The organism is Clavibacter sepedonicus (genome assembly GCF_000069225.1).
Taxonomy (GTDB): Bacteria; Actinomycetota; Actinomycetes; order Actinomycetales; family Microbacteriaceae; genus Clavibacter; species Clavibacter sepedonicus.
Window position 1 is genome coordinate 427,660 of sequence record NC_010407.1, and the last position, 12,554, is coordinate 440,213.

11 protein-coding genes are annotated in these 12,554 nt (G+C 73.8%); 5 read left to right on the top strand and 6 right to left on the bottom strand.

Features of this window, described 5'->3' with window-relative positions:
* Positions 1 to 528: 528 nt before the first annotated feature.
* The gene (locus CMS_RS17035; protein WP_041464303.1) at positions 529 to 1,341 is read right to left on the bottom strand and encodes a hypothetical protein; all 813 of its coding nucleotides are present in this window, start codon (positions 1,339 to 1,341) and stop codon (positions 529 to 531) included.
* Positions 1,342 to 1,486: 145 nt separating this feature from the next.
* Between CMS_RS17035 and CMS_RS01950 the strand changes: the two genes are divergently transcribed.
* Entirely contained in the window at positions 1,487 to 2,092 is a 606-nt protein-coding gene (locus CMS_RS01950) for a nitroreductase family protein (RefSeq protein ID WP_012297851.1), read from the top strand.
* Between the two features lie 113 nt (positions 2,093 to 2,205).
* On the opposite strand, the gene CMS_RS01955 is transcribed toward CMS_RS01950, so the two are convergent.
* Positions 2,206 to 2,613 carry a hypothetical protein gene (locus tag CMS_RS01955; RefSeq protein ID WP_012297852.1) on the bottom strand — a complete coding sequence of 136 codons (408 nt, stop codon included), beginning with the start codon at positions 2,611 to 2,613 and terminating at the stop codon, positions 2,206 to 2,208.
* 297 nt (positions 2,614 to 2,910) lie between these two features.
* On the opposite strand from CMS_RS01955, the gene CMS_RS01960 reads away from it, so the two are divergent.
* Complete coding sequence (locus tag CMS_RS01960) at positions 2,911 to 4,293, top strand: serine hydrolase domain-containing protein (RefSeq protein WP_041464304.1); 1,383 nt, start codon at positions 2,911 to 2,913, stop codon at positions 4,291 to 4,293.
* A complete protein-coding gene (locus tag CMS_RS01965) occupies positions 4,269 to 5,654 on the top strand; it encodes an acid phosphatase (protein ID WP_106408669.1) in 1,386 nt (461 codons plus the stop codon). Before CMS_RS01960 ends, CMS_RS01965 begins: the two co-directional genes overlap by 25 nt.
* 78 nt (positions 5,655 to 5,732) lie before the next feature.
* On the opposite strand, the gene CMS_RS01970 is transcribed toward CMS_RS01965, so the two are convergent.
* On the bottom strand, positions 5,733 to 7,613 hold the full coding sequence (locus tag CMS_RS01970) for an amidase family protein (protein WP_012297855.1): 1,881 nt from the start codon (positions 7,611 to 7,613) through the stop codon (positions 5,733 to 5,735).
* 124 nt (positions 7,614 to 7,737) lie between these two features.
* A complete protein-coding gene (locus CMS_RS01975) occupies positions 7,738 to 7,920 on the bottom strand; it encodes a PspC domain-containing protein (protein ID WP_012297856.1) in 183 nt (60 codons plus the stop codon).
* 256 nt (positions 7,921 to 8,176) lie between these two features.
* Between CMS_RS01975 and CMS_RS01980 the strand changes: the two genes are divergently transcribed.
* A complete protein-coding gene (locus tag CMS_RS01980; protein WP_041464820.1) occupies positions 8,177 to 8,767 on the top strand; it encodes an ANTAR domain-containing protein in 591 nt (196 codons plus the stop codon).
* An 87-nt stretch (positions 8,768 to 8,854) separates the two neighbouring features.
* Here CMS_RS01980 and CMS_RS01985 read toward each other — a convergent pair whose 3' ends face one another.
* Positions 8,855 to 9,868, bottom strand: coding sequence for a sigma-70 family RNA polymerase sigma factor (locus tag CMS_RS01985; RefSeq protein WP_012297858.1), 1,014 nt, complete (start codon positions 9,866 to 9,868; stop codon positions 8,855 to 8,857).
* A gap of 254 nt (positions 9,869 to 10,122) precedes the next feature.
* On the opposite strand from CMS_RS01985, the gene CMS_RS01990 reads away from it, so the two are divergent.
* Entirely contained in the window at positions 10,123 to 11,655 is a 1,533-nt protein-coding gene (locus CMS_RS01990; protein WP_012297859.1) for an amino acid permease, read from the top strand.
* 94 nt (positions 11,656 to 11,749) lie between these two features.
* Here the strand turns inward: CMS_RS01990 and CMS_RS01995 are convergent, their stop codons facing one another.
* Positions 11,750 to 12,553 (bottom strand): DNA-formamidopyrimidine glycosylase family protein, encoded by an 804-nt coding sequence (locus tag CMS_RS01995; RefSeq protein ID WP_012297860.1) that lies wholly within the window; start codon positions 12,551 to 12,553, stop codon positions 11,750 to 11,752.
* Position 12,554: the final 1 nt, after the last annotated feature.

Below are 12,554 nucleotides of genomic sequence, written 5' to 3' on the forward strand. Positions count from 1 at the left end.
CGAGAGCGGAGGGAAACGCGCTCACGATAAGCCAGGGGTAGCCAGCGGTGCGCCGCACTGTTTACAGGCGGTGCCGCGGCCCCGGCCGCTGATCTCCCATGCGCCTCCCGGTCGCTCGGCGGCCTCATCGGCCACTGGCCTGGTAGCTGGCTGCACCGCGGACCCGTCACGCCGTGGGCGGGCGAGTGGCGCATCTCCGGCGAGGACGGCGAGCTGACCTTCACGAGCCGCGGCGAGGGCGTGTCCGCCGACCGGGTCGGGATCCGCGATGCCGACGGCTCCGACGACGCCGAGCGCGAGCGCGACCTGGAGACCCTGCCGCTCCTCGGCCGCGCGGCGGGCCTGCGCGCCTTCGCCCTCTCGATCCTCGGCGGCCCGCCGCCCGAGACGAGCGGCCGCGACAACCTCGGCAGCCTCGCCCTCATGGAGGCGGCCGGCCGCTCGGCGGAGTCGGGACGCTTCGAGGACGTGCCCGACCCGCTCGCGGATCGACGAGAGCGCTCGCCCGCGGAGCCTCTCCTCGTGGGGTCAGGAGGTGGGGTGCGTGCGACCGTCCCAATGGGTCACGCCATCCGCACCCACCCAGTGGTAGACGCGGTGGCGGCCCTGGCCGAATGTGCTCTCGGTCAGCTTGCGGCCGCGCAGACCCGCGGCATCCGCGTCCGTTCGGTTGATGAGCGGGATCTTCCACAGCGAGCCGTCGCGGAGATCCTCTGCACCGAGGAGGAGGCGGTCCACGTCGATCGTGAAGGCGCCGATGACGAATCGCGAACGGGGTCGCGGCCCGTGCACCGCCACCAGGGTGCGAGGCGTCTCCTCAGGTCTCTCGCGCCACCCGGCCATGTGCCGATTGATCTGCCACCACGCTTCCGCATCCGCAGCGATGACGGTCTCGTCCGGGTTGCTGGGATCCGCCATGGCGCGGCCGTCCCGCATCACCTTGCCGGCAGCAAGGTAGACGATGAGCGCTCCGCCGGCCTGACGTGCCAGGGCGGCTTCATCGACCGGTGCAATGCTGATGCGCTCAGCCAGCTCCGGCGGCACCCCGAGCGGCACGAAGGCATGCCCATCGCCGCTCGCCACGTTGAACTCCGGCTTCAGCGCCGAGATGAGGGCGGCTTCCACCTCGTGGCCGGTCGACTCGTTCGCGAAGGGCCCGGCGATCTCGAGGGCATAGTCGCCCTGGCCGATCCAATCCTCTAGGGCGGTGTTGTGACTCCCCGACGAGTGCGTGAGAGCACGCGCGGGTGTCGTCCCATATCCCACGTACTTCGGCTTCCCGGCCGCGCCGATCGTGCGGTACAGGTAGACGTAGGACCCAGAACCTTCACCGTCGCTCATGTCCGGACCGTACAGGCCTCCGCGTGATTCCCACACGGCCCCCTTTGGGGTCGGCCGACGCCCGGCGTCACGCAGGAATAGCCGGGCGGCGTCCCGCGAGGCCCGACGGAGTGCCGCATCCCCGACATCGACCGAAGGAATCGCCATGACCCTCACCGAGAGCGCCAGTCCCGCATCCACCGAGCGCACCGCCGACACGGCCGTGCCGATCGTGCGCGAGCTCGACACCCGCTGGAGCCCGCGCTCCTTCGACGCGACCGCGACCGTCTCCGACCAGCAGCTCGACGCGCTGCTCGAGGCCGCGCGCTGGGCGCCGTCCGGCAGCAACCAGCAGCCGCGCCGCTTCATCGTCGCCCGCCGCGGCACGCACGCGTTCGACATCATCGTCGACTCGCTCGTCGGCTTCAACGCGGCGTGGGCCGTCAACGCGTCGGCGCTCGTCGTCGCGATCGCCGAGACCTCCACGGTCGAGGGCGAGAAGCGCCCGTACGTGGCCTACGACCTCGGCCAGGCCGTCGCGCACCTCTCCGTGCAGGCGCAGGCCGAGGGCCTGCACACGCACCAGATGGCCGGCGTCGAGTTCGACAAGCTGTCCGCCGCGTTCGACCTGCCCGAGAACCTGCAGCCGCTCACGGTCACGGCGGTCGGCGTGGTCGCCCCCGCCGATGCGCTGGAGGGCCCGCTCGCCGAGCGCGAGACGGCGCCGCGCTCGCGCCTGCCGCTCTCGGAGCTGGTGCTCGTCCGCGAGTAGCCGCCCGGGTGGCGATGCCCCCCGCTCGACGACGGCCGCCGACCCTCGGGTCGGCGGCCGTCGTCGCGTCCGGGCGCGCTGTGGCGGGTGCTCGGGTCACCCACCCGTGCGCGTCAGCCGCCGAGCACGCGCCCGACGAGGTCCTGCACGAACGGGATGGCGTCCTGCACCTGGTCGACGCTCGCGATCACGGTCGCGACGAGCGGCCAGGCGGATCCCACGAGCGTCGCCACCACGGCGGAGACCGCCGCGACCCACGCGACGCGGCCGTCCCGGGTGCGGGCGGAGACCACGAGCATCACGACCGCGACCACCAGCGACACCCCGACGCCGAGAGCGATGAGGGTCACGGGCACGTCCAGCTGGCCGACGGTCGCCGCGTCGGCCGCGCCGATGAACCCGAGCACGGGCAGCAGGACGACGACCACGACCACGAGCACCACGACCAGACCGGTGACGGCGGCCGCGTGCGTGGCCCGCAGACGGCGACGGAGGAGCGGGCCGGCCATGCGGGCGCTCATCGTGCGGCTCCGCGGACGGCGACGTCGTCGGTCGGGTGGACGGCGGCGTTCTGCGCGGCATGGGATCCGCGGGTCGAGTCGGTCATGGCTGCTCCTGTCGGGTGATGCGTCACCCAGGAGACGGGACGGGCCCGCGGATCGTCCCGCCCGTCCAGGCGGCGCCCAGCGGGGAGCGCAAGACGTTCGCTCCGCGGACTGGGCAGGGTGCCCGCGGTTCGCTCGACGGATCGGGTGGGGGCGAGCCCGGTTCGCGTAGAGTCCGGCACGCCCGCCGTCCCCGATCCCCGGAGAGCCCCCATGACCGAGATCCTCGACTACGTCCGCACCTGGCTCGACCACCGCGTCTGGCAGACCCGCGTCCCCGGTGCCCAGGTCGCCATCGCCCGGCACGGCGATCTCGTGCTGTCGGAGGCGTTCGGCGTCGCGGATCCCACGACGGGCGCGCCGCTCACGCCCGCGCACCTGTTCCGCGTCGCGTCGCACTCCAAGTCGTTCGCCGCCACCGCGATCCTGCAGCTCGCCGAGCAGGGCGCCCTCCGCCTCGACGACCGGCTCGGCGTGCACGTGCCCGAGCTGGCCGAGGCGGGATCCGAGCTCGCCGACGTCACGATCGCCGCCCTCCTCGAGCACGGCGCGGGAGTCCTCCGCGACGGGTTCGACGGCGACCACTGGCAGCATTCCGGCCCGTTCCCGGACCGGCGGCACCTCCTCGCCATCGCGACGACGCCCGGCGTCGCCAAGGTCGCGCCCGACACCGCGTTCAACTACTCCAACATCGGGTACTCGCTCCTCGGCCTCGTGATCGAGTCGGCGTCCGGCCTGTCCTTCGCGGACTACATCGACGAGCGGATCATCGCGCCGCTCGGCCTCCGCGACACCACGGCCGAGTACGTCCCGGCGCGCGCGGACGAGTACGCGGCGGCCTCCACCTCGCTCCGCACCTCGCGCGAGCGCACCGTCCTCCCGCACGTCGACACGCGCGCCATGGCCGCGGCCACCGGCGTCACGAGCACCGCGTCCGAGCTCGTCACCTTCTTCTCCGCGCTCGTGCTGCCCGATGACGAGCGGCTCATCTCGGCCGCGTCGAAGCGCGCCCAGCAGCGGCCGCGGTACGTCACGGGCGCGGATCCGGCCGGCACCCGCCGCTACGGCTACGGCCTCATCATCGAGCGCGTCGGATCGGGCGAGCACGAGGCCACCGTGCTCGGCCACTCGGGCGGGTACCCGGGCCACATCACGCGCACGGCGGTGGATCCCGTGAGCGGCTGGGCGGTCAGCGTGCTCACGAACGCGATCGACGGCCCCGCGGCCGCGCTCAGCACGGGCATCCTCGAGCTGTTGCTCGCCGACTCCGCCGCCACCGACGCGGAGCGCGCCGCCGTCGAGGCGCCCTTCACGGGCCGGTTCGCGAACGTCTGGGGGATGCAGGACTTCCAGGTGGTCGGCGACCGCTTCCTCCGCATCGACCCGCAGGCGGAGCACCCGCTCGAGTCGGTGGACGTGCTCGAGGCGACGGACGACTCGTCCGCGCGCATCGTGGAGGGCGACGGGTTCGGATCCGTCGGCGAGGAGGTCACGGTCGACCGCGCCGCCGACGGCTCCGTCGATCGGATCCGCGCGGGCGGCGGCATGACGCTGGAGCCCGAGACGCGCGCGTGGGTCCCGAGGTCGCGCGGCTGAGGCCGCCCCGCGAGCAGGTGGCCGGGCGCGCACCGCCCGGCCACCTCCGCTCCACCTCCCGGAAGGATCCGCGTCACGCGAGATCCATACAGTGCCGGAGGCCGCACGGCCGCCCGCTCCCGACGAGAGGCACCATCATCACCACCCCGTTCCGACGTCCCCGCGCCCGCACCGCGACGCTGCTGTCGACCACCGCGATCCTCGGCCTGCTGCTCACCGGCACCGGCGTCACCGCCGCGACCGCCGCCGACGCGCCCACCACGCCGGCCACGAGCGCCGCCACCGCCCCGGCCGTCGCGCCCTTCGACCAGGCCACGCTCGACGCCCCGTACCCGTCGAACAGCACCTACGACTTCGTGCCGATGCTCGACCAGTTCACCTCGCTTAAGGCGAACCGGCCCGACATCATGAAGCTCAACGACAAGAAGACCATCACGATCAACCAGGCCGCCACGAAGGCGCAGTCGGCCCGGGCGATCATCGACCAGTACGCCGACATGTCCATCACGATGTCGGATGGACTCGGCAAGGACCTCGGCGAGATCTACCGCACGGCGCGCGAGGCGGGCCAGCTGCCGAAGACGGATGCGCTGCTCGCCAAGAACGGCGGCCTCGTCGGCAAGTACTCGTCCACCAACCCCGTGAAGACGTACTTCGCCAACCCGCGCCCCTACGTCGCGTTCCCGCTGAAGCTCAAGTACCGCGACAAGCCGGGCGGCAACGCGTGGGCCGGCCAGGACGGCTCGTACCCCAGCGGCCACACCTCGCAGGCGTTCTGGCAGGGCACCGCGCTCGCGACGATGCTGCCGGAGCTCGCGCCGCAGATCCTCGCCCGCGCCTCCGACGCCGGCAACAACCGCATCATCATGGGCGCGCACTACCCGCTCGACGTGATGGCCGGCCGCATGATGGGCCAGAAGATCGTCGAGCGCCGCTGGTCCGACCCGGAGTTCCGCACGCTGTTCGAGCAGGCGTCGACCGAGCTGCGCACGGTGCTCGAGGCCAAGTGCGGCGCGGCGCTCGCCGTCTGCATCGCGAAGGACAAGCCGTACCTGTCCACGAAGCAGGCGCTGAAGGTCTACGAGCAGCGCATGAGCTACGACTTCCCGCGCGTCGGTGACAAGGGCCAGCCGATCACGGTCCCCACGGGCGCCGAGTCGCTCCTCATCACGAGCCACCCCGACCTCACGCCGGAGCAGCGCCGCCAGGTGCTCGCGCTCACCGCCATCGACTCGGGCGAGCCCCTCGACGAGGGCACCGAGGGCAGCTGGCAGCGCATCGACCTCCCGGCCGCGATGGCCGCGAAGGTCGTGGTGACGGCCGACGGCACGGTGTCGCTCGTGAAGACCGGGAAGCGCTGACCGGATCCGTGTCCGCCGAGAGGGGCGGGTGGCCGCGTGGCCGCCCGCCCCTCCATCGTCCGTAGGGGGGCGCAGGGCTCAGGCCGCGACGCGACGCCGGCGATACAGGAGGCCCGTGGCGGCGACGAGCCCGCCGGCGGCGGCGAGGCCCGCGGCGATGGCGAGGTTCTCGGCGAGCGTGTTGATCCCGATGCCCGCCGTGCGGACCGCGCCGAGCGCCTGCGGGGAGGGATCAGCGGGCGCGGCGGCGCCTTCGTCCGTCGTCGCAGCCGCCGCATCCGCGGTGTCCGGAGCGGAGCCGAGCTCCGGCGTCGACCCCGGCGCGACCCGGTGCCGCGTCGCCTGCTCGTACGCGTACGCCATCGCGAGCAGGTCGCCGTCGCGGCTGCGGGGCGCGGCGAGCTCCAGGCCGACCGGTGCGCCCGTCGAGGTGAAGCCGGCGGGCACCGAGATCGTCGGGATCCCGGTGTTCGCGCCGATGTCGCAGAACGTGGTGCCCGCCCAGGCCGGCGTCGCGCTCGTGGCGCTCGTGGGCATCGCGAGGGCGTCGACGCCCTGCTCGACGAAGAACGCGTCCGCCGCCGCCTTGCCCGCGTCCTGCTCCGCGATCGACCTCTCGTACTCCGGGTTCGGGATGTCCTCGTGGCCGAGGAAGTAGGCGATGTCGCCGTCGGTGAGGGCGCTCGGCCGGTCGGCCATCACGTCGGCGAACGACAGCACGTCGGGGGGCTCGGTGCGGGCCGCGACGCGCGCCGACCAGGTGGCGGGCGTCTCGCGGAGGAAGCGGTCGATGGCCGGCCGCATGTCCCGCCACCCGCCGCTCTGCAGCGTCTGCTCGACGAACTCCCGCGTGAGCGGCACCTCCACGACCTCGGCGCCCTGGGCCTCGAGGTCGCGCACGGCCTGCTCGAACAGGGCGGTCGTCTCGGCGAGGCCCGGCCGCTCGGGATCCTCCTCGGACGGCCAGCGCACCACGCCGATCCGCTTCCCCGCCAGCGCGTCGGGGCGGAGGCCGGCGACGTACGCGTCGGTGGCCTGCTCGTCGACGATGGCCGTGAGCGGATCCGCCGGGTCGCGCCCCGCGAGCACCTCGGTGAGGAGCGCGGCGTCGGCGACCGTCGTGGTCATCGGGCCGGACACGTCCTGCCGGGGAGAGAGCGGCACGATGCCGGCCGTGCTCGTGAGGCCCATCGTCGGCCGGAAGCCGACGAGCGACTGGTGCGCGGCCGGTCCCAGGATGGATCCGCACGAATCGGTGCCGAGGCCCGCCGGCGCGTACGCGGCCGCGACCGCCGCCGCCGTGCCGCCGCTGGAACCGCTCGCGCTCCACGACCGGTCGTACGGGTTCGCCGTGCGGCCGCGCGCGGAGCTCAGCGTGGAGGTGCCATGCCACGCGAACTCGGACGTGTTCGTCTTCGCGAGGATGATCGCCCCGGCCGCCCGCAGCCGCGCGACCGCGGTCGAGTCGGCCGCGGTCCGGTAGTCGCGGAGGGCCGCGCTGCCGACGGTGGTGGGCATGTCGGCCGTGGCGTGGTTGTCCTTCACGACGACGGGCACGCCGTGCAAGGGGCCCCGGATCGTGCCGGCCGCGCGCTCCGGGTCGAGCGTGGTGGCCGTCGCGAGCGCGTCCGGGTTCGCGGTGATGACGGCCTGGAGGCCCTTCCCGTCGGCTCCGTCGTCGTCGTACGCGTCGATGCGCGCGAGGTAGGCGCGGGTCAGGGCGACGGAGGTGGTGGATCCGGACTCGAGGAGCGCGACCGCGTCCGCGACGCCCAGGTCGACGACGGCCGGGGCGGCCTGATCGGTCGCCGCGGGTGCCGAGGAGGCGTCGTCGGCGGACGCCCGGGCCGGCGCCGCGTGGATCCCGCCGCCCGCCGCGAGGCCGACCGCGAGCGCTGCCGCGGCGAGGGCGCGACCGGCGGGCAGGATCCGGGCACGGGCGCGTCGACGAGCGGGCATGCGGATCCATCCAGACGGGGAGAGGCGTCTCCCCAGTCTGGGAACCGGGTGTTGCGGCGGCGTTTCCGGCGCGGGACGATCCCGGGTCGGCGACGCTCAGCGGTGCGCGGCGGCCCGGGCCGGGTCAGCGCTGCTTGGGGAAGACGATCCAGAGGATCAGGTACAGCAGCACCTGCGGGCCCGGCAGCACGATGGAGAGCACGAACAGCAGTCGCACGAGGAAGCGGCTGACGCCGAAGCGGTCGGCGAGGGCGGCGCAGACGCCGGCGATGATCTTCCCGCGACGGGGACGAGTGAGGGTGGCCATGCGTCGAGCATGGCAGGCGTGGTTCCGAGGCCGCCAGGCGGGTGTCCGCGCCGCGCGGCCGCGCGTGCGCCGTTCGCGCGCGGCTGCCGCAGCGCAAGTCTCCCCGTGAGTTCTCCCGCCATATGCTTTGCGCGCAAATCCATGGTGCGATACTCGAATGGTCGAGCCGGGGCTCGGCGTCTCCCCGCGCCGCCGCGGGTCCGGGCCTCCCGCGGTCCGCGAGTCGCCGACGTCCCCGAACGCACGGGAGGACCGGATGGAGCAGCACCGCTCGGCCCTGCCCGTCCGCGTCGTCGCCGCGTTCCACGCCGCCCCGAGCCGCGCCGCCGGCGTCGAGCTGCTGCTCTCCGCGCTCCTCGAGGCATCATCGGCAACGGGCGCGGCGGTGATCCTGCCGCGCGCGTCCGAGATCGTGGTCGCGGGGGAGTCCGGCGCCGAGCTCCGCGCGGTCCTCGAGGCAGATCCCGTGCCGGTCGGATCACGGCTGCTGGTCGTCGCGATGGCCGACGGCGCCGGGAAGCGTCCCGACGCGCGCCGCGACGCGGGCGGGGCCGTCGCGCTGCACCGCGCCACCGGATCCCTCGACGCGGCCGATCGCGTCGTGGCCGAGGAGGTCGCGGTGCACGCGCGTATCGCGCTCGCCGCCTGGGACGCGGCGGACGACCTCGCCGTGGGCCTCGCGTCGCGATCCGTCATCGGGCAGGCCCAGGGGATCCTCATGGAGCGCTTCTCGCTCGACGCCGACCGCGCGTTCCAGGTGCTCCGCCGCTACTCGCAGGACGGCAACGTGAAGCTCGTCGAGGTCGCGCGCGGCATCGTGGAGACGGGCGCGCTGCCCGGCGGCTGAGCGGATCCCGCCGGCGAGGCGGAGCGCGGCGGGACGCCGGGCCGCCGAGCCGCGGGCGGGCGTCGATGCCGACGTCGGCGCGCGGCCTCAGGCCGTCCGGCGGTCGACCCCGCTCGGCCGGATCGGCGACACGGCGGCCAGGGGCGCCACCTCGGGCAGGGCCTCGGCCTCGCCGCGGGTCAGCTCGGCGCGCAACGCCCCGAGGATCCGCGCGAGCAGCCGCGAGACCTGCATCTGCGTCACGCCGAGCTCGGCCGCGATCTCGCTCTGGCTGCACTCGTCGACGAAGCGCAGGTGCAGGATCCGCCGGTCGCGTTCGCTGAGCACCCCGCGCGCGGCGTCCAACAGCACCGTGCGCTCGGCGCGTGCATAGCCGGGGTCGTCGGCGCCGAGGGTGTCCGCGAGCGAGATGCCCTCGTGCTCGTGCACCGTGTGGTCGAGGGACGCGGGCCGCAGGCTGGAGTGCGCGGCGAGCGCCTCCATGACCTCCTCGCGGGGATGCCCGGTGTGCGCGGCGAGCTCGGCGTCGGTGGGCGTGCGGCCGAGCCGCTGGGTGAGCGCGGGCACGACCGCGAGCAGCGCGTGCCGCAGCTCCTGGATCTGGCGGGGCGGACGCACCATCCACCCGTTGTCGCGCAGGTGGCGCTTGATCTCGCCGGAGATGGTGGGGATCGCGAACGACACGAACGGCGCGCCGAAGCCGGGGTCGTAGCGGCGCGCGGCCTTCACGAGCCCGAGGTAGCCGACCTGGCGGAGGTCGCTCCAGTCGTGGGCGCGGCCCGAGTGCTGGCGGGCGAGCTGGTCGGCGAGCTCGAGGTGGTCGAGCACGATCTGGTCGTGCAGGCGGCGGCGCTCGGCCTCGCCCGCGGGGTCCTCGGCCGCAGCGGCGGCGCGCACGAACCGGTCGTGCGTCACGCGGCGCTTCTCGTCGCGCGCTGCCGTGAGGTCGGGTGCGGGCTCGGGCGTCGCCTCGGGCGCGAGCGGCGGCGTGCGGGGGCGCGGCGTGGCCAGCGGGATCGCCGATGCAGGTGCGCGGGAGGCGGATCCGCGCGAGGCGGGCGGGGCGGCGGCGAGGGCGCGCGGGCGCAGCGTTCCGGTCACTCAGGACCTTCCGGACTCGTGTCGGACGCGGCACGCTGCTTGACCGCTCCTCCAGAGAAGCACTGCTCCTCATGCCTGCCTAGGTGCTCGGATCACTTCTCCGCACTGCTTCTCCCGCTTCTCCGCGGGCCGGGCGTGTCGAGCACCCGCGCATCCGCACCAGCACGGAGCAGCGCCCCACGACGGGGGCGCGGCTCGCCCGCCGGTAGGCTCGATCCCCGTTCCCCGAGCCGCCACCACCGAACGGACGCCCCATGAGCCTGTTCCGCACGAAGAGCATCGAGTCGTCGCTGGCCGACGCCGCGGGAGGCGAACGCAGCCTCACCCGCTCCCTCGGCACCTGGGACCTCATGCTCATGGGCGTCGCGGTCGCGGTCGGCGCCGGCATCTTCTCCGTCGGCGCGAAGGCCGCCGGGAACTACGCGGGTCCGTCGGTGACGCTCGCGTTCGTGCTCGCCGCCGTCACGTGCGGCCTCGCGATCATGTGCTACGCCGAGTTCGCGTCCGCCGTGCCCGTCGCGGGCAGCGCGTACACGTTCACCTACGCGACCATGGGCGAGCTGCTCGCGTGGATCATCGGCTGGGACCTCATCCTCGAGATGCTCACGGCGGCTGCGGTCATCGCGAAGTACTGGGGCATCTACCTGGAGTCCGCGCTGAAGCTCGCCGGGCTCGACATCCCCTCCACCATCACGGTGTTCGGGCTCGGCATCAGCTGGGGCGCCGTGCTCATCACCGCGATCTTCACCGTGCTGCTCGTCCTCGGCACCAAGCTCTCCAGCCGCGTGTCGAGCGTCTTCACGGTGCTGAAGGTCGCGGTCGTCCTGTTCGTGATCGTCGTGGGCGCGTTCTACGTGAAGGCGGAGAACTACTCGCCGTTCATCCCGCCGCAGCGCCCGACCGAGGGCGGATCCGCCGACGTCTGGACCCAGTCCCTCTTCTCCTGGGCGAGCGGCCAGGAGCCCACCCAGTACGGCCTGTACGGCCTGCTCGCCGGGGCGTCGCTCGTGTTCTTCGCGTTCATCGGCTTCGACGTCGTGGCCACGAGCGCCGAGGAGGTCAAGGACCCGCAGCGCACCCTGCCGCGGGGGATCTTCGCGGGCCTCGCGGTCGTGACCGTGCTCTACGTGCTCGTGACCCTCGTGCTCACCGGCATGGTGCCGTACACGGTGCTGGCGGATGCGAAGGAGCCGTCGCTCACGACCGCGTTCACCGCGGTGGGCGCCGGGTGGGCGGCGCAGGTCATCTCCATCGGCACGCTGCTCGGCCTCACCACCGTGCTCATGGTGCTGCTGCTCGGCCTCGCGCGCGTCGTCTTCGCGATGAGCCGCGACGGCCTGCTGCCGCGCGGGCTCAGCCGCACGAGCGCCAAGCGCCGCACGCCGGTGCGGGTGCAGATCATCGCGGGCGTCGTCGTCGCGGCCCTCGCCGGGTTCACCGACGTCGGCGTGCTCGAGGAGATGATCAACATCGGCACGCTCTCCGCCTTCGTGCTCGTGAGCATCGGCGTGATCGTGCTGCGGAAGAAGCGGCCCGACATCCGCGCGGCGTTCCGCGTGCCGCTCATGCCGTGGCTGCCGATCCTCTCGGCCGTGCTCTGCGTGTGGCTGATGCTCAACCTCACGACGCTCACCTGGGTCCGCTTCCTCGTCTGGCTCGCGCTCGGCTTCGCGGTCTACTTCCTCTACGGACGCCGGCACTCGCTGGTCGGCCAGGAGGAGGCGCGGATCGCGGCGGGCGGCGAGCCCGCGCCCGAGCTGCCGTCGGCGGCGACGCCGCGGGACTGATGCACGCGCGCCGCACCGTCGACGCCCCACGCGCCCGCCGTGTCCGCCCGGACGCGGCGGGCGCCGTGCGTGGTGCGGGCGTCGGGATCGCGCGTCAGGTCTGGCAGCGCGGGCACCAGTAGGTGACCCGGTCCTGCGCGCCCATGCCGGGGCGCACGGGGTCGCCGAGCTGGCCCTGCAGGATCCGCGTGCCGCACCGCAGGCACGCCTTGCCCTTGCGTCCGTAGACCCAGTCGGTGCGGCCGCGGCGCAGGTCGCCCGTGGTGGTGCGCTCGATGCGGTCGCGGTTCGCGCGCATGGTGCGGCGGGCGAGCGCGATCATCGCGGGGAGGTCCGGCACCTCGCGCACCGGCCGGGTGGGCAGCACGCCGCGGAGGAAGCAGAGCTCGGCCCGGTAGACGTTGCCGATGCCGGCGGCGTTCCGCTGGTCGAGCAGCGCCAGCCCGATGGCCCGGTCCGGCTGCGCGGCGATGCGCCGGACGATCTCCTCGGCCGCCTCGTCGCCCCAGTCCGGCCCGAGGATGTCGGGCCCCAGGTGCCCCACCACCGTGTGCTCCTGGTCGCGGGGGATCACCTCCAGCACCCCCAGCGAAAACCCCACCGTGACGCGCTCCGCCGTCTCGAGCACGACGCGCGCCTCGAACGCCGGCCGCCGCCACGCGGTGCCGTGCTGGTAGATGTGCCAGGAGCCCTCCATCTTCAGGTGGCTGTGGATCGTGAGGTCGCCGACGCGGTGCAGGATGTGCTTCCCGACGCTCACGACCTCGTCGACCTCCTGGCCCGCGAGATCGAGCGTCGCGTACTTCGGCACGCGGAAGTCGCTGCGCGTGAGCACCTGGCCGCCGATGGCCTCGTGCAGGTGCGTCGCGGTGCGCCAGACGGTGTCGCCCTCAGGCACG